This is a genomic window from Mycolicibacterium grossiae (genome assembly GCF_008329645.1).
In the GTDB taxonomy this organism is placed as follows: Bacteria; Actinomycetota; Actinomycetes; order Mycobacteriales; family Mycobacteriaceae; genus Mycobacterium; species Mycobacterium grossiae.
In genome coordinates this window covers 3,398,546-3,414,635 of record NZ_CP043474.1, presented here as the reverse complement: position 1 = coordinate 3,414,635, position 16,090 = coordinate 3,398,546, and the positions used below count along the sequence as shown (strand labels likewise).

Here is a 16,090-nt window from a genome sequence, read left to right as displayed (position 1 = left end):
TCCTTCTCTCGGTACGGCCGACTACTGGAAGAGCCGGATGGGGTTGACGAGGTCGGCGGTGACCGTCAACAGCATGTAGCCGCCCACGACGACGAGCACGACGTAGGTGGCGGGCATCAACTTCAGGTAGTTCACCGGCCCGGCGGCCACCATGCCGCGGGCCCGGCGGATCATGTCGCGGATCTTCTCGTAGGTCGCGATCGCGATGTGCCCGCCGTCGAACGGCAGCAGCGGCAGCAGGTTCACCGCACCCAGCACGAAGTTCAGCTGGGCGAGGAAGAACCAGAACATCACCCACAGGCCGGCCTCGACGGTGTCGCCGCCGATGATGCTGGCGCCGACGACGCTGATCGGCGTCTCCTTGTCGCGCTCGCCGCCGCCGATGGCGTCGACCAGCGCACCCACCTTGCTGGGGATCTTCGCCAGCGACTTGCCCAGCTCCACCGCCAGGTCGCCGGTGAATGCGAACGTCGCGGGCACCGCCGAGAGCGGGTTGTACTGCGTCGGCCCGAACGTCGCCGGTGCGATGCCGACGGCCCCGACCCTGGTGGGAGCCGACGCATCCGTCGACGTGAAGCGCTGGGTGGGCGTGACGTCCACGGTGGTGGTGAACTCGCGGGTCTGGCCGTTCTCCGCGCGCTGCACGGTGAACGCCGTGGGGCCGTCGAGCTTGCGCACCGCGGCGACCAGTTCGTCGAAGGTGCCGACCGACGTGTCGCCGACCTTGGTCACGACGTCGCCGGTGCGGATGCCCGCCAGCGACGCGGGGCCGGGTCCGGTGCACTCCCCCATCTGGTCCTTGCTGACCTGCGAAGCGACGCAGGCGGTTTCACCGACCATGGCGTTGGTGGGCTGGTGCAGGTTCGGCAGTCCCCAGGCGATGGCGATGCCGTAGATCAGCGCGAGGCCGATGACGAAGTTCATGCCGGGGCCGGCGAACAGCACCGCGACGCGCTTCCACACCTTCTGCCGGAACATCGCGTAGGGCCGCTCGTCCGGGGTGAGTTCCTCGACGGCGGTCATGCCGGCGATGTCGCAGAAGCCGCCGAGCGGGATGGCCTTGACGCCGTACTCGGTCTGCCCGAGCCGGTTGGGCCGCATGGTCGACCACACGGTCGGGCCGAAACCGACGAAGTAGCGTCGCACTTTCATGCCGGTGGCGCGCGCGACCCACATGTGGCCGCATTCGTGCAGGGCCACCGAGACGAGGATGGCCAGGGCGAACAGCACGATGCCCGTTGCGAACATCATCGGGTTCCTACGACCTCCTCCTGCGCGCGCCGGTGGGCCCCGAAGAACGTCCGGGCCGTCGCCCGTGCCCAGTCCTGCGCGTCGAGTACGTCTTCCACGGTAGCTGGTCGGGCCGCCCACTGGCCTGCGGCGTGCAGCACGTCACCGACGATGCGCACGATGGCCGGGAAGCCGATCCGGCCGGCGAGGAACGCCTCGGCGGCCTCCTCGTTCGCGGCGTTGTAGACCGCGGTCATGCAGCCGCCGGTCACGCCGGCGTGCCGGGCCAGGGCGACGGCGGGGAACACCTCGTCGTCGAGCGGCTCGAAGGTCCAGGTGGACGCGGTGGTGAAGTCGCAGGCGGGCGCGGCACCCGGTACCCGGGCCGGCCAGCCGAGCGCCAGGGCGATCGGCAGTCTCATGTCGGGCGGGCTGGCCTGCGCCAGCGTCGACCCGTCGGTGAACGTCACCATCGAGTGCACGATCGACTGCGGGTGCACGACGACGTCGATGCGGTCGTACGGAACGCCGAACAGCAGGTGCGTCTCGATCAGCTCGAGCCCCTTGTTGACCAGCGACGCCGAGTTCAGCGTGTTCATCGGGCCCATCGACCACGTCGGGTGGGCACCGGCCTGCTCGGGGGTGACGGACTCCAGCGCGTCGGCCGTCCATCCGCGGAACGGTCCGCCCGACGCGGTCAGGACGAGCTTCGCCACTTCGTCGGCGCTGCCGCCGCGCAGGCACTGCGCCAGCGCCGAGTGCTCGGAGTCGACGGGGACGATCTGGCCGGGCGCCGCGGCGTCGAGCACCAGCGGGCCGCCCGCGACGAGCGACTCCTTGTTCGCCAGCGCCAGCCGGGCGCCCGTGGCCAGCGCCGCCAGCGTGGGCCGCAGGCCCAGCGCACCGACGAGGGCGTTCAGCACGACGTCGGCACCGGTCTCCTCGACGAGCCGGGTCGCCGCGTCGGGGCCGGCGAAGGGGACGTCGCCGATGCGCGCGGCCGCCTCCGGGTCGGCGACGGCGACGGCGGAGACACCGGTCTCGGCCCGCTGCCGGGCCAGCAGGTCGGCGTTGCCACCGCCGGCGGCGAGGCCGACGACCTCGAAGCGGTCCGGGTTGGCGGCGATCACCTCGAGTGCCTGGGTGCCGATGGAACCGGTGCTGCCCAGGATCAGGACGCGGAGCCGGTCGGAGGTCACCGCACCATTGTGCCGCCCGTGGGCGCTGCGACCGAAAAGTGACGCGTATGTGACGCAGACCTCCCCGAACCGATCCGCTGTCGACGGCGGCCCGAATCCCCCGCGTCAACCGACCTCGGGGCGACGACGTCGTCGTCCCAGACACATGGGAGTGATCACTGATGAGTTCGACGCACCGCAGGGCCGTGACGGCAGCAGGACTGAGCGCGATCGCGATCCTCGGCCTCTCGGCCTGTTCGAGCGAGGAGGCGAGCAGCACCGCCAGCAGCGTCTCCAGCAGCGCCAGCAGCATCTCCTCCAGCGTGATGAGTTCCTCGTCGGCGCCGAGTTCCAGCGCCGCGGCCGACCCCGCCGCCAACCTCGTGGGCAACGGCTGCTCCGCCTACGCCGAGCAGAACCCGAGCGGCCCCGCCTCGGTCACCGGCATGGCCCAGGACCCGGTGGCCGTCGCCGCGTCGAACAACCCGATGCTCAAGACGCTCACCCAAGCGCTCTCGGGCAAGCTCAACCCGAACGTCAACCTCGTCGAGACGCTGAACTCCAACCCCGGTCTGACGGTGTTCGCGCCGACCGACGACGCGTTCGCGAAGATCGATCCGGCCACGATCGAGAAGCTGAAGACCGATTCGGACCTGCTGACCAGCATCCTGACCTACCACGTGGTCGAGGGCCAGGCCAGCCCCGCGCAGGTCGCCGGTGAGCACAAGACCCTGCAGGGCGCCAACGTCAACGTCACCGGCTCCGGCGCCGACCTCAAGGTCAACGACGCCGGCCTGGTCTGCGGTGGCGTGAAGACCGCCAACGCCACGGTGTACCTCATCGACACCGTGCTGATGCCGCCGGCCTGAGCCCGCTGATCACCCCCTGACCCACGAGCGGTGTGCCGGCGCTCCATCCCCGTGCTCGCGCCGGCACACCGCCCGTGCTCTCCACCAGATCCCTCACCCCTCAACCCCTCACCCGGAAGGACGATCCCCATGAACGTCAAGACCCTGCTGTGTTCCACGGTCAGCGCCGCCGCCGCGGCCGGCCTGCTGTTCTCCGCCGCGGGCACCGCGGCCGCCGAGCCCGCCACCGGCCTGGTGGGCCCCGGCTGCGCCGCCTACGCCGCGCAGAATCCCGTCGGCCCCGCCTCGGTCACCGGCATGGCGATGGACCCGGTCGCGGTCGCCGCGTCGAACAACCCGATGCTCAAGACCCTCACCGCGGCGCTCTCGGGCAAGCTCAACCCGAACGTCAACCTGGTCGACACGCTGAACTCCAACCCCGGTCTGACGGTGTTCGCGCCGACCGACGACGCGTTCGCGAAGATCGACCCGGCCACGATCGAGAAGCTGAAGACCGATTCGGACCTGCTGACCAAGATCCTGACCTACCACGTGGTGGAGGGCCAGGCCAGCCCGGCGCAGGTGGTCGGTACGCACAAGACCCTGCAGGGCGCCGACGTCACCGTCACCAACGCGGCCATGGGCATGGGCGAGGACCTGAAGGTGAATGACGCCTCGGTGGTGTGCGGCGGCGTCAAGACCGCCAACGCCACGGTCTACCTCATCGACACGGTGCTCATGCCCCCGATGTGATCACCCCGCTTCACACGTCAGCCCGGCCGCGAGGCCGGGCTGACGTCGTTGTGGGGACACCTCGCCTGCCGGGGTGAATGCCGCAGCGCTCGAAGGCGTTTCCCCTGTCATGCACCCATCCGCGGGCAGTCCGGCAACGAAGCACTGACATGGCCACACTCGTCCTGATCGGCTTCCTCGGTGGCCTCATCACCGGCATCTCGCCCTGCATCCTCCCGGTGCTCCCGGTCGTGTTCTTCTCGAGCACACCCGCGGGCGGCACCGACGGGCCGGGCGGCACGGGCGCGACCGCCACCGCGACCCGCGTCGGTCGTGCCCAGCGGCTGCGCCCCTACCTCGTCATCGCCGGTCTGGTCACGAGTTTCAGCGTCGTCACGCTCGTCGGGTCGGCGCTGCTGTCGCTGCTGCACCTACCGCAGGACGCCATCCGCTGGGTCGCGCTGGTGGCCCTGGTCGCGATCGGCCTGGGGCTGATCTTCCCGCGCGTCGAGGCGCTGCTGGAGAAGCCGTTCGCGCGGCTCCCGCAGCGCCAATTCGGTTCCGGTCGCAGCGGTTTCGGGATGGGCCTAGCCCTCGGAGTGCTCTACGTGCCGTGCGCGGGGCCGGTCCTCGCGGCGATCGTCGTGGCCGGCGCGACGGGCGAGATCGGCGTCCGCATCGTCGCGCTGACACTGGCCTTCGCCGTCGGCGCGGCGTTGCCGCTGCTGGTCTTCGCCCTCGCGGGACGACGCGTCGCCGAGCGGGTCGCGGCGTTCCGCCGCCGGCAGCGCGGGATCCGCGTCGTGGCGGGCATCGTCACGATCCTCCTCGCGGTGGCGCTGGTGTTCGACCTGCCTGCGGCGCTGCAGCGCGCCATCCCCGACTACACCAGTGCGTTGCAGAGCAAGGTCGGCGGCGAGGACCAGCTGCGTGAACAGCTCAACCTCGGCGGTCTGGTCAACGAGCAGAACGCCGAGCTGTCCAACTGCTCCAACGGGGCACCCGAACTCGAGAGTTGCGGCACCGCACCGGACATCAAGGGCATTACGGCGTGGCTCAACACCCCCGACGGCGCACCGGTCGACCTGGCGTCGCTGCGCGGCAAGGTGGTGCTGATCGACTTCTGGGCGTACTCCTGCATCAACTGTCAGCGCTCCATCCCCCACCTCGTCGACTGGTACCGCGCCTACCGTGACGCCGGCCTCGAGGTGATCGGCGTGCACACCCCCGAGTACGCGTTCGAGAAGGACCGGGCCAACGTCGAGAGCGGCGCCGCGAAACTCGGCATCACCTATCCGGTGGCGATGGACAACGGCTTCGCGACGTGGACGAACTACCGCAACCGGTACTGGCCCGCGCACTACCTCATCGACCGCGAGGGCGTCGTGCGGCACGTGAAGTTCGGTGAGGGCGACTACGCCGTGACCGAACGACTAATCCGCGAACTGCTCGGCGACGGCACCGATCTGCCCCCGGCCATCGACGGCGCGGACACCACGCCGACCGAGCCGACCACCCCCGAGACGTACTTCAGCGTCGGCAAGGTGGTGAACTACGGCGGGCAGGGCGTCTACGACGAGGGCACCCACCGCTACGAGGTCCCCGCCCGCCTGCCGGCCGACACCTTCGCGCTGCAGGGGCCGTGGGCGCTGGACTACCAGGGCATCACCGCCGGCGCCGACGGCGCGGGCATCGCGCTGAACTACCACGCACGCCAGGTCTATCTGGTCGTCGGCGGCACCGGGACGGTGACGGTGACCCGCGACGGCCGCACCGAGACCCAATCCGTCAGCGGCCCGCCCAACACCGTCCGACTCGTCGACGACGACACCGACGGCGCGGGCCGCCTGGACGTCACGCTCTCGAAGGGCCTGCAGGCGTACTCGTTCACCTACGGCTGAGTCACGGCGTCGGTCCGCCGGGCGGGAAGTGCTCGATCCAGTGCCGGGCGACGTCGACGCGCCGGGCCAGCCACACCCCGTCGTGGGCACGCACGTGGGCCAGGAAGCGGTCCAGGGCCGCGATGCGTGCGGGCCGGCCCGCCAACCGGCAGTGCAGCCCGACCGACAACATCTTCGGCGCACCGGCGACGCCCTCGGCGTACAGCACGTCGAACGCGTCGCGCAGGTAGTCACCGAACTCGGTGCTGCTGGCGAAGCCGCTGGTGGAGACGTACTTCATGTCGTTGGTGTCCAACGCGTACGGCACCACGAGGTGGTCGCGGCCGGCCACCCGGGTCCAGTACGGCAGGTCGTCGGCATAGGAGTCGGCGTCGTAGAGGAACCCGCCGTGCTCGACCACCAGCTGCCGTGTCCGCGGCGAGTCCCGGCCGGTGTACCAGCCCAGCGGCGCCTCGCCGGTGAGGCGGGTCAGCACCTCGACCGCCTCGGCGAGGTGCGCGCGTTCCACGTCCTCGGCGATGAGCTGGTAGCTGATCCACCGCAGACCGTGGCAGGCGATCTCGTCGCCGCGCGACCGGAACGCGGCGACGGCCGCCGGGTTGCGGGCCAGCGCCATCGCGACGCCGAAGACGGTCAGCGGCACCTCGTGCCGGTCGAACAGCCGCAGCAGTCGCCACAGCCCTGCCCGCGAACCGTACTCGTAGAGCGACTCGACGCTCAGGTGCCGGTCCGGAAACGCCTGTGCGCCAATGACGTCGGACAGGAACGTCTCCGAGGCGGCGTCGCCGTGCAGCACGCTGTTCTCGCCGCCCTCCTCGTAATTGAGGACGAACTGCACCGCGATGCGGGCGCCGCCGGGCCACGCCGGGTCCGGCGGGTGCGGACCGTAGCCGATCATGTCGCGCGGATAGTCCGGCGTCGTCATGGAGGCGATTGTCGCAGCGTCGGTACGGGGCCGCCCGATGACGGTTCCCTGACGTCGGCGCCCGGTGGTTTCCGGCGGGCCGAATGGGGGCACGGTGTCTGCCATGCCCACGTTGCTGTGGTTCCGTCGCGACCTGCGCCTGCACGACCTGCCCGCGGCGCTGGACGCCGCGAAGGCCGACGGCGGTGGCGGCGAGGTGCTCGCGTGCTACGTCCTGGACCCGCGGCTGCACACGACCTCCGGTGCGCGCCGGCTGCGGTACCTGCACGATGCGCTGCAGGACCTGCGCGGCGGGCTCGACGGCCGGCTGCTCGTCACCACCGGACGGCCCGAGCAGCGGATCCCCGACATCGCCAAGCGCATCGAGGCGACGTCGGTGCACGTCTCGGAGGACTTCACGCCGTTCGGCATGCGCCGCGACGAGGCCGTGCGCGAGGCACTGGCGAAGGTCGGTGACGGGGTACCGCTGGAGGCGTCCGGGTCGCCCTACCTGGTCTCGCCCGGACGGGTCACCAAGGACGACGGATCGGCCTACAAGGTCTTCACCCCCTTCTTCCGCGCCTGGAAGGAGCACGGCTGGCGCGCGCCGGCCAAGACCGGGCCGAAGACCGCGTCGTGGATCGACCCGGCCTCCGTCGACGGCGTGCGCAACGAGGACATCGAGGACGTCGACGTGGACATCGACGTCACGGCCGGCGAGACCGGCGCCCGCAAGGCCTGGAAGGCATTCGTCGCCGACCGGCTCGACGATTACGCCGACGACCGCAACCGCCCCGACGTCGACGGCATCAGCCGCATGTCGGCGCACCTGAAGTTCGGTGCGATCCACCCGCGGACGATGGCGGCCGACCTTGGGCGCGGCAAGGGCGCCCAGGCCTACCTGCGGGAGCTGTGCTTCCGCGACTTCTACGCCAACGTCGTTCGCGAGTGGCCGCGCAGCACGTGGTGGAACTTCAACTCGGCCTTCGACGCCATGGAGGTCGACGACGACGCGGCCGCCAAGAAGCGGTTCGAGACGTGGAAGGCCGGCAAGACGGGCTACCCGATCGTCGATGCGGGGATGCGACAGCTGAGCCAGAGCGGCTGGATGCACAACCGGGTGCGCATGATCACCGCCTCGTTCCTGGTCAAGGACCTCCACCTGCCGTGGCAGTGGGGGGCGCGCTGGTTCCTGGACCAGCTCGTCGACGGCGACATGGCCAACAACCAGCACGGCTGGCAGTGGGCGGCAGGCACCGGCACCGACGCCTCGCCGTTCTTCCGGGTGTTCAACCCGATCACCCAGGGCGACAAGTTCGACCCCGACGGCGCCTACGTGCGGCAGTGGGTGCCGGAGTACGGCACCGACGACTATCCCGAGCCGATGGTCGACCACAAGACCGAGCGCGCCGAGGCGCTGCGCCGGTACGAGCAGATCCGCTGAGCCCGACGGCTACGACGGCGCGTCGTATGCCAGAATGACACTCGAATCCGACCGTGAGGAGCAACCGTGGCCAACACCGAGGTGGAACGGCACACCGGTGTCGACGTCGAGGACGTCCCGTCGGCGAACTGGGGCTGGTCGAAGGAGAACCCCCGGGTCATCCACATCAGCATGATCCTGGGCACGATCTTCATCCTGTGCATGCTGCGCGGCAACCACGTCGGGCACGTCGAGGACCTGTTCCTCATCGGCTTCGCGGCGCTGCTGATCGTCTTCGTCATCCGCGACTGGTGGCTGCGCCGCCGCGGCTGGACGCGCTGACCCTCACCTGGCGACGGTCACCGGCGGTAGTGCGTCGGCGACCGTGGTGAGCGGTCCGGTCAGGCCCGCTGCTCGGCGGATCTCGGCGAACGACCGCACCATGGCGTCGGTGACCTCGTGCGGGTCGCCGGTCGTCAGGTCGTCGGTCAGCACCGAGACGTTGAGCTGGTCGACGTAACTCCACACCGTGATGTTCATGCCGCTGCCGATGACGAGCGGTCCCACCGAGTAGATCTCGGCGATCGTCGCGCCCTCGATGGAGCCCCGCTCGCGCGGTCCCGGGACGTTGGAGATGGTCAGGTTCATCACGGCGCTGGACTCCATCCGGCCGGCCTGCCACGTGAACGCCGCCGGTGCCACCGCCGGGGGCAGGTAGTTCATCCACGCCGGCAGCAGACTGGGGCCCAGCAGCTGGTGGTTCTCCTTCGCGATGCGCGTCGCGACGGACGTCAACTCGACGCGCTTGAGGGGATCGGCGACGTGCACGGCCAGTGACGGCGTCAGATAGCTGAACTCGTTGCCCGAGAGGCGGTCCGGGTTGCCGTAGCTCACCGGGACGCCGGCCACCAGCGGGCGGTCGGCGGCGCCGTCGTAGCGGATGAGCAGCTCGCGCAGCGCGCCCGCCGCGGTGGCCAGCACCATGTCGTTGAGCGTGACGCCGAGCGCCTTGGCCGTCTGCTTGACGTCGGCCAGCGCCAGCGGCGCGGTGGCGAACCGGCGGACCGGGGACACGACGTGGTTGAGGAACGAGGGCGGCGGCGCGAACGCCGCGGCCAGCTCGGGATGGCGGCCGCGCTCCCAGGCGCGGCGCTGAACCCGGGCCACCCCCGTGGACGTCCGAAGCAGCAGCCCGGGCAGCCGCCACGCCATCCGGGCGTGGTCGCGCGCGGCCGCCAGCAGCAGGCCGGCGGCGGTGCGGTCGGCGTCGCGGCTCACCAGCGGCGCAGTGGACAGCTCGGGCGGATGCGGCTGGATGGCCCAGGCCATCTGGTTCGACGAGGCGACGCCGTCGGCCAGCACGTGGTGCACCTTGTGGATGATGACGATCCGGTCGCCGGCGAGCCCTTCGGCGACGTACATCTCCCACAGCGGCCGGCTGCGGTCGAGCGGGGTGCTGGCGAGGTGGCCGATCACCTCGTCGAGTTCGCGGCGACCTCCCGGCGAGGGCACGACGACCTGGCGCAGGTGGTAGTCGTAGTCGATCTCCTCGTTCTCCCGCCACATCGGGTGGTGCAGGCGCAGCGGGATGTCGACGAGCTGATAGCGCAGCGGTGCCAGCGCGTGCAGCCGTTCGCGGGCGATGCGCCGGAACACCTCGACGTCGAACGGCTCGCGCATGCCGGCGACGTCGACGATGCCCACCTTCAGGGTGTGCATGTGGGTTTCGGGCGCCTCGGTGTACAGCATGAGGGCGTCCACGCCATTGAGTCGCCGCACCGCGACCTCCCGCCGTCGTCGTCGCGCCCTGCATACCCCCTTCGCCGAAATTCTGCCCCTCCCGGTGACGTCGGTGCGCCAATCGGGGCCGAGGACCGATGCGCCGCGGAGACTATGGGTGGGCGGCGATGACGCCGTGGCCGAACTCCTCGATGGCGTCCAGGGCGTGGGCGAGGCCGTCGCCGGGGATGCGGACCTGCACCCACGTGACCCCGAGCGCGGCGAGGGCGTCGATCCCCTCGAGGTAGGCGTCCGCGTCGAACCCGGGCTCGCCGGGCGAACCGCCGACGGCGGTGGCGAAGGCGACGTCCATGGCGTTCGGGTCACGGCCGCGTTCCTCGCACCGCCGGCGCAGGTCGTCGATGCCGGCGCGCAGGTCGGCGAGGGTCTCCATCGTCGCGGTGCGGGCGGTGCGGGCCAGCACCGCCGACGCGGTGAACGGGCACCACCCGGCGCCGTAGCGTGCGGCCCGGCGCCGCGCGGCGCCGGTGTTGCCGCCGATCCAGATGGGCGGATGCGGTTGGGTGACCGGGCGCGGGTGGGCGGTGACGCCGCGGGCGGTGAAGTGCCGTCCGGTGAAGCTGACGTCGTCGCCGGTCCACACCGCCTCGATCACGGCGAGCGCCTCCTCGACCAGATCGCTGCGCTCGTCGAAGTCCACGCCGAGCGCATCGAATTCGCGCTTGAGGTACCCGACCCCGACGGCGAGCGTGAAGCGGCCGCCGGACAGCACGTCGAGCGTCGCGCCGGCCTTGGCCACCACGAACGGGTTGCGGTAGGGCAGCACGACGACGTTGGGGATGAGCCGCAGCGTCGTCGTCCCCGCGGCCGCGAAGCCCATGGCGACGAACGGGTCCAGGGCGTCGTGCCCGCCGGAGGTCAGCCACTTCTCGGTCGGCGCCGGGTGGTCGGTGAAGCCGAGGCCGGCGAACCCGGCTCGCTCGGCCGCGACGGCGATCGCCGTGACGCTCGCCCCGGTCACCAACTCCGGGTGATAGGGGTGGCTGTGCATGGGATGGGTGACGGCGAACCGCATCAGCGGGCGCCGCCGTACGCGGGCCGGCCGAGTCCCAGCGCATGCTGGGCGATCATGTTGCGGAACACCTCGAGGGTGCCGCCGTAGATGCCCATGGGCGAGGCCAGCCGGAAGAGGTACTCGCCGCCGTCGTCGACGGCGCCGGGCGTTCCCGAGGGCAGTGCCGCCGCGACGCCGAGCAGGTTCATCAGGTCACTGCTGGTGTCGCGCATCGTCTGCGCGATCGCGACCCGACCGAACATCCCCGGTGTGCTGGCCGCGGCCTCGACGCGGGCGACGTCGAGACCCAGCCGATAAGCCACCGCGTCGTCGTCGATCCGGCGACGACCGTCGGCGGCCGGGGTGCCGAGCACCGCGGCCACCCGGTCGATGCCCTCGGCCAGCAACAGCAGGTGTTCGGCCATCACTGCGATGGCCTCCAGGCCGCCGGTGTCGCGGGCGACCGTGCCGTGTTCGGCGTCGAGCGCCTCCCGCAGCACCGCCCAGCCGCCGTGCACCTCACCCAGCCGGTAGCGGTCGTCGACGCGGACGTCGGTGTAGTAGGTGATGTTGGTGCGGTCGCCGTCGACGGTGCGGATGGGCTGGATCTCGACGCCGGGGCTATCCAGCGGGACCAGGAACATGGTGAGGCTGCGGTGCTTCGACGCGGTCGGGTCGGTGTTGGTCAGCAGGAAGACGTATTGGGCGTTGTGCGCGTTGGAGGTGTACATCTTCGAGCCGTTGACGATCCACCCCTCGCCGTCGCGGACCGCCCGGGTCTGGCAAGTCGCGACGTCCGACCCGCCGTCGGGCTCGGTGAAACCGAGGCACAGTCGCACCCGGCCGGCGAGCACGCCGTCGAGCACCTCGTCGACGAGATCTGGTGAGCCGAAGCGCTGGACCGCCTTGGCCACCATCGCGGTGGTGCCCCAGTGGAACCACGGCGTATGGGCCCGGCCGACCTCGAGTTGCCAGATCCGTCGCCGGACCGCGTCGAAGCCCCCGGCCGCCTCGTCCTGGTAGTCCCGTTCCAGGTACCGCTCGCGACCGAGCGCGAGATGCACTGCCTCGTCGAAGTTCTCGCCGGTGCGGCGGTCGCGTTCGATCACCTCGTCGGTGACGACGTCGGCCAGGAAGGCGCGCAACCGGTCGCGGAACGCCCGGTCCTCCTCGGACAGGTCGACCCGTGCGAAGTCCATGGATCGTGGGTAACAGTCGGCGCCGTTCTTGTAAAGGTCGTCCCGACGTCACCGGTGACGGGACCGCAGCTCGGCGAGGATCTCCTCGGTGTGCTGGCCGAGCCGCGGCGCCGGTCCACGCGGCGCCCACGGGGTGCCGTGGAAGTCCGCGGGCGTGGCGACCATGGGCACGCTGCCGCCGTCCGGGTCGGGGACGTCGACGATGCCACCGGCGGCGTGGAACTGCTCGTCGGCGAGCACGTCGTCCAGTGAGTTCACCGGCGACCAGAAGAAGTCCGGCTCGGTCTCGAACACCGCCGTCCACTCGTCGAGCGTCCTCGTCGCGAAGACGGCGTCGAGCGCGGCGACGAGATCGCGGGCGTTGACCGCTCGGGCGCGGGGCGTCGCGTACCGCTCGTCGTCGAGCCACTCGGTGCGGCCCACGGCCCGGCACAGCGCCGGCCAGTGCCGGTCGCCCTGCAACCCGACGATCCAGAACCGGCGGCCGTCGGCGGTGGCGTAGTTGTTCATGCAGGGGTTGCCCATCGCCTCGCGCTGGCCGATGGCGACGTGCTGGCCCGTCAGCACCAGGGTGTTCAGGTCGAAGCTCACGGTGTAGGCGCCCTGGCGGTACAGCGACGTGGTGACGAGCTGGCCGGCGCCGGTGGACTGCCGGGCCACCAGCGCCGCGCACACCGCCGCGGCCAGCGTCATGCCCGCCGAGTGGTCCCCCATGCCGCCGCGCTGGAATGGCGGCACGTCACCCGGCCGGGTGAGGAGGTCGGCGATGCCGGCACGCGCCCAGAACGCGGCGACGTCATAGGCCGCGCGGTCGGCGTCCGGTCCCTCGAGGCCGTAGCCGGTGATCAGGCCGTAGACCAGCCGCGGGTTGCGTTCGGCCAGCGAGGCGAAGTCCAGGCCCGCCCGGGCGAGCGCACCCGGGCGCACGTTGGTGACGAATGCGTCCGCGTCGGCCAGCAGGTCGCCGACCAGCGCCCTGCCCGATGCGGTGCCGAGATCGGCGACGATGCTGCGCTTGGACCTGTTGTCCATCTCGAAGGGCGGGTTGGCGCCGGTGTCGACACCGATCATGCGGCCGAACATGCGGGCCGGATCCCCCTGCGGCGGTTCCACCTTGATGACGTCGGCACCCCAGTCGGCGAGGATCCCGCCCGTGGCGGGCGCGGCCACCCACAACCCCAGTTCGATGACCCTGATGCCCTGCAGCGGTCCGGTCACGCGTCCTCCCGTCGTGTCGGCATCACGTCGTTGGTCACGATGGTGACCACGCGATACCTTACGATCAGCGGTGCCTTTGTAAGCGTCTTCGAAGGTGGGAAGCGAATGACCGGATGACCGTCGAGCACGACGTGGGTGACGGCACCTCCACGCGCCGGCGGATCCTGGCCGCCACGACCGAGGTGCTGGCGCGCAACGGTCAGTCCAAGCTGAGCCTGTCCGAGGTCGCGACGCAGGCCGGAGTCTCGCGGCCGACGCTGTACCGCTGGTTCGCCTCCAAGGAGGAGCTGCTCAACGCCTTCGGCATCTACGAGCGGGAGATGTTCGACTCCGGCATCAGCCAGGCGACGGCGGGCCTGCGCGGCACCGAGAAGCTCGACGCGGCGTTGCAGTTCATCGTGTCCTACCAGCAGTCCTACTCCGGGGTCCGGGTCGTCGACATCGAACCCGAGGTGGTGATCGCCCAGCTCGACCGCGTCATCCCGGTGATGCGGACGCGCCTGGAGCGGTTGCTGCAGGGCCCCAACCGCTCGGTCAAGGCGGCCACCGCGATTCGAGTCGCGGTGTGCCACTACATCGTTCGCAGCGACGACGGCGACCAGTTCCTGGCGCAGCTGCGGCACGCGGTCGGCATCAAGGCGCCGTCCGGGGACTGACCGCGCCGCCGGCCGGCCGCCTCAGCCCTGCGCGGCCAATTGTCCGCAGGCTGCGGCGATCTCGCGGCCGCGGGTGTCACGGACGGTGCACGAGACACCACGTTCACGCACCCGGCGGACGAACTCGCGCTCGACGGGCTTGGGGCTCGCGTCCCACTCGCTGCCGGGCGTCGGGTTCAGCGGGATCAGGTTGACGTGCGCCAGCGGGCCCAGCGCGGCGTGCAGCTTCTTGCCGAGCATGTCCGCCCGCCACGGCTGGTCGTTGACGTCGCGGATCAACGCGTACTCCACCGACACCCGCCGGCCGGTGGCCTCGGCGTAATACCGTGCCGCATCCAGGACTTCGCTGACCTTCCAGCGGTTGTTCACCGGTACGAGCGTGTCGCGCAGCTCGTCGTCGGGCGTGTGGAGCGACAGTGCGAGCGTGACGCCGAGTCGTTCGTCGGCGAGCTTGCGGATCGCCGGCGCGAGGCCCACCGTCGACACCGTGACCGCGCGTGCGGAGATGCCGAAGCCGTGCGGCGCGGGCGCGATGATGCGGCGCACCGCGGCCAGCACCCGGTTGTAGTTGGCCAGCGGCTCCCCCATGCCCATGAACACGATGTTGGAGAGCCGCCCGTCGTGCTCGTCGCGCATGGTGGCCGCAGCCGAACGGACCTGCTCGAGGATCTCCGCGGTCGACAGGTTGCGGGTCAGGCCGGCCTGTCCGGTCGCGCAGAACGGGCACGCCATGCCGCAGCCCGCCTGGGAGGAGATGCACACCGTGGTGCGCTGCGGGTAGCGCATGAGCACCGACTCGAACGTGGTGCCGTCGTGGCCGCGCCACAGGGTCTTGCGCGTCTCCCCGGCGTCGCAGGAGACGCTGCGCACCACCGTCAACAGGTCGGGGAACAGCGCCCGGGCCACCTGGCTGCGCACGGCCGCCGGCAGGTCGGTCATGCGGTCCGGGTCGGCGATCAGCCGGCCGAAGTACTGGTTGGCGAGCTGCTTGCCGCGGAAGGCCGGCAGCCCGAGGTCGGCCACAGCGGTGGCGCGCGCATCCTCGTCGAGGTCGGCGAAGTGCCGCGGCGGCATGCCGCGACGGGGGGCGTCGAATACGAGATCGGTCTTCACGGTGCTTCCAGTATCAGCCTTGGTCGACGAGCACGTCGCGGACCGCGTGCTCGACTGCGGTCAGGACGTCGGGGTCCACGCCGGCACGCCCGCGGACGAAGATCGCCGCCCGGCTGGGAGGCGGCAACCCCTCGGCGAGGCACAGGCCGTCGGGCAGCCGACCGATCATGGGCAGCAGCGCCACGCCGAGTCCCGAGCGCGTCGCCGCAAACAGGCCGGACAGATCCGAACTCTCGGCGGCGATGCGGAAACCGACGCCCAAACGGTCGAGCGCGGCGAAGGTGGGTTCGCGCAGCGTGCACGGTTCGGAGAACATCACCACGGGCAACGGCTCGCCGGCGGGTGCGGAAAAGGACCGGCCCGCGATCCACTTCAGCGCCACCATGCCCGAGGCGTTGGCGGGGTCCAACCCCGAACCGTCGAGCATGACAGCCAGGTCGACGGCGCCGTGCTCCAGGGCGTCGGCCAGCATGACGTTGCGGTCGAGACGGAACCGCAGGCGCCACTGCGGCAGCCGCTCGCCCAGGGCCGCGGTCAGCCCGGGCAGCAGGATGTCGGCGCCGTGCTCGGTCGCACCGATCACCAGCACCTGCTGCTCGACGGCGCCGAGGTCGGCGAGCGCCGCGTCGTGCGCGGCGAGGATCGTGCGGGCGTGGGTGAGGACGCGGTGGCCGAGTTCGGTGAACGCGACGCCGCGGCCGGCCCGTTCGACGACCGGACCGCCGACGACGGCCTCCACCCGACGGACGTGCTGGCTCACCGCCGACTGGGTGACGTGCAGGACGGCGGCCGCGCGGTGAAATCCGCCACAGTCGGCGACCGCCACGACGCTGCGCAGCGGTGCGATGTCCAGCACCTGACCCATGCGGTCACCGTACTCCGATCAGCGAGGAC

General features: G+C 71.1%; 15 protein-coding genes. 6 read left to right on the top strand and 9 right to left on the bottom strand.

What is annotated here, in order from left to right; genetic code table 11:
- Positions 1–21: 21 nt before the first annotated feature.
- Positions 22–1,251 carry a M50 family metallopeptidase gene (locus FZ046_RS16410; RefSeq protein WP_070351692.1) on the bottom strand — a complete coding sequence of 410 codons (1,230 nt, stop codon included), beginning with the start codon at positions 1,249–1,251 and terminating at the stop codon, positions 22–24.
- Complete coding sequence (gene dxr / locus FZ046_RS16405) at positions 1,248–2,429, bottom strand: 1-deoxy-D-xylulose-5-phosphate reductoisomerase (RefSeq protein WP_070351691.1); 1,182 nt, start codon at positions 2,427–2,429, stop codon at positions 1,248–1,250. Before dxr ends, FZ046_RS16410 begins: the two co-directional genes overlap by 4 nt.
- A gap of 161 nt (positions 2,430–2,590) precedes the next feature.
- Between dxr and FZ046_RS16400 the strand changes: the two genes are divergently transcribed.
- The 3 genes from FZ046_RS16400 (at position 2,591) to FZ046_RS16390 (ending at position 5,889) form a co-directional block, all read left to right on the top strand.
- Positions 2,591–3,277, top strand: a complete 687-nt coding sequence (locus FZ046_RS16400; RefSeq protein WP_070351690.1) for a fasciclin domain-containing protein — start codon at positions 2,591–2,593, stop codon at positions 3,275–3,277.
- A gap of 129 nt (positions 3,278–3,406) precedes the next feature.
- The gene (locus FZ046_RS16395) at positions 3,407–4,009 is read left to right on the top strand and encodes a fasciclin domain-containing protein (RefSeq protein ID WP_070351689.1); all 603 of its coding nucleotides are present in this window, start codon (positions 3,407–3,409) and stop codon (positions 4,007–4,009) included.
- Between the two features lie 149 nt (positions 4,010–4,158).
- On the top strand, positions 4,159–5,889 hold the full coding sequence (locus tag FZ046_RS16390) for a cytochrome c biogenesis protein DipZ (RefSeq protein WP_070351688.1): 1,731 nt from the start codon (positions 4,159–4,161) through the stop codon (positions 5,887–5,889).
- A 1-nt stretch (position 5,890) separates the two neighbouring features.
- Here the strand turns inward: FZ046_RS16390 and puuE are convergent, their stop codons facing one another.
- Complete coding sequence (puuE, locus tag FZ046_RS16385; RefSeq protein WP_246182800.1) at positions 5,891–6,814, bottom strand: allantoinase PuuE; 924 nt, start codon at positions 6,812–6,814, stop codon at positions 5,891–5,893.
- A gap of 103 nt (positions 6,815–6,917) precedes the next feature.
- Here puuE and FZ046_RS16380 point away from each other — a divergent pair, with 103 nt between their 5' ends.
- Positions 6,918–8,237 carry a cryptochrome/photolyase family protein gene (locus tag FZ046_RS16380; protein WP_070351687.1) on the top strand — a complete coding sequence of 440 codons (1,320 nt, stop codon included), beginning with the start codon at positions 6,918–6,920 and terminating at the stop codon, positions 8,235–8,237.
- 66 nt (positions 8,238–8,303) lie between these two features.
- The gene (locus tag FZ046_RS16375) at positions 8,304–8,558 is read left to right on the top strand and encodes a DUF2631 domain-containing protein (RefSeq protein ID WP_070351686.1); all 255 of its coding nucleotides are present in this window, start codon (positions 8,304–8,306) and stop codon (positions 8,556–8,558) included.
- Between the two features lie 3 nt (positions 8,559–8,561).
- On the opposite strand, the gene FZ046_RS16370 is transcribed toward FZ046_RS16375, so the two are convergent.
- The 4 genes from FZ046_RS16370 to FZ046_RS16355 form a co-directional block, all read right to left on the bottom strand.
- On the bottom strand, positions 8,562–9,995 hold the full coding sequence (locus FZ046_RS16370) for a WS/DGAT/MGAT family O-acyltransferase (protein WP_083298013.1): 1,434 nt from the start codon (positions 9,993–9,995) through the stop codon (positions 8,562–8,564).
- Positions 9,996–10,107: 112 nt separating this feature from the next.
- A complete protein-coding gene (locus tag FZ046_RS16365) occupies positions 10,108–11,031 on the bottom strand; it encodes an LLM class F420-dependent oxidoreductase (protein ID WP_070351685.1) in 924 nt (307 codons plus the stop codon).
- Entirely contained in the window at positions 11,031–12,209 is a 1,179-nt protein-coding gene (locus FZ046_RS16360) for an acyl-CoA dehydrogenase family protein (RefSeq protein ID WP_070351684.1), read from the bottom strand. The genes FZ046_RS16365 and FZ046_RS16360 overlap by 1 nt, the downstream gene beginning before the upstream one ends.
- Positions 12,210–12,257: 48 nt before the next feature.
- Positions 12,258–13,427 carry a CaiB/BaiF CoA transferase family protein gene (locus FZ046_RS16355; RefSeq protein WP_070351683.1) on the bottom strand — a complete coding sequence of 390 codons (1,170 nt, stop codon included), beginning with the start codon at positions 13,425–13,427 and terminating at the stop codon, positions 12,258–12,260.
- 113 nt (positions 13,428–13,540) lie between these two features.
- Here FZ046_RS16355 and FZ046_RS16350 point away from each other — a divergent pair, with 113 nt between their 5' ends.
- Positions 13,541–14,083, top strand: coding sequence for a TetR/AcrR family transcriptional regulator (locus FZ046_RS16350; protein WP_070351682.1), 543 nt, complete (start codon positions 13,541–13,543; stop codon positions 14,081–14,083).
- Between the two features lie 21 nt (positions 14,084–14,104).
- Here FZ046_RS16350 and rlmN read toward each other — a convergent pair whose 3' ends face one another.
- A complete protein-coding gene (gene rlmN, locus FZ046_RS16345) occupies positions 14,105–15,157 on the bottom strand; it encodes a dual-specificity RNA methyltransferase RlmN (protein ID WP_070351733.1) in 1,053 nt (350 codons plus the stop codon).
- A gap of 52 nt (positions 15,158–15,209) precedes the next feature.
- Positions 15,210–16,061, bottom strand: coding sequence for a LysR family transcriptional regulator (locus tag FZ046_RS16340; protein WP_070351681.1), 852 nt, complete (start codon positions 16,059–16,061; stop codon positions 15,210–15,212).
- Positions 16,062–16,090: the final 29 nt, after the last annotated feature.

What these genes read in the sequence shown, in the direction of transcription:
- FZ046_RS16340 (WP_070351681.1), bottom strand. Translation starts at nt 16,061, where the DNA reads ATGGGTCAGGTGCTGGACATCGCACCGCTGCGCAGCGTCGTGGCGGTC.
- FZ046_RS16350 (WP_070351682.1), top strand. Translation starts at nt 13,541, where the DNA reads ATGACCGTCGAGCACGACGTGGGTGACGGCACCTCCACGCGCCGGCGG.
- FZ046_RS16380 (WP_070351687.1), top strand. Translation starts at nt 6,918, where the DNA reads ATGCCCACGTTGCTGTGGTTCCGTCGCGACCTGCGCCTGCACGACCTG.
- FZ046_RS16410 (WP_070351692.1), bottom strand. Translation starts at nt 1,251, where the DNA reads ATGATGTTCGCAACGGGCATCGTGCTGTTCGCCCTGGCCATCCTCGTC.
- FZ046_RS16360 (WP_070351684.1), bottom strand. Translation starts at nt 12,209, where the DNA reads ATGGACTTCGCACGGGTCGACCTGTCCGAGGAGGACCGGGCGTTCCGC.
- puuE (WP_246182800.1), bottom strand. Translation starts at nt 6,814, where the DNA reads ATGACGACGCCGGACTATCCGCGCGACATGATCGGCTACGGTCCGCAC.
- FZ046_RS16365 (WP_070351685.1), bottom strand. Translation starts at nt 11,031, where the DNA reads ATGCGGTTCGCCGTCACCCATCCCATGCACAGCCACCCCTATCACCCG.
- FZ046_RS16400 (WP_070351690.1), top strand. Translation starts at nt 2,591, where the DNA reads ATGAGTTCGACGCACCGCAGGGCCGTGACGGCAGCAGGACTGAGCGCG.
- FZ046_RS16390 (WP_070351688.1), top strand. Translation starts at nt 4,159, where the DNA reads ATGGCCACACTCGTCCTGATCGGCTTCCTCGGTGGCCTCATCACCGGC.
- rlmN (WP_070351733.1), bottom strand. Translation starts at nt 15,157, where the DNA reads ATGCCGCCGCGGCACTTCGCCGACCTCGACGAGGATGCGCGCGCCACC.
- FZ046_RS16395 (WP_070351689.1), top strand. Translation starts at nt 3,407, where the DNA reads ATGAACGTCAAGACCCTGCTGTGTTCCACGGTCAGCGCCGCCGCCGCG.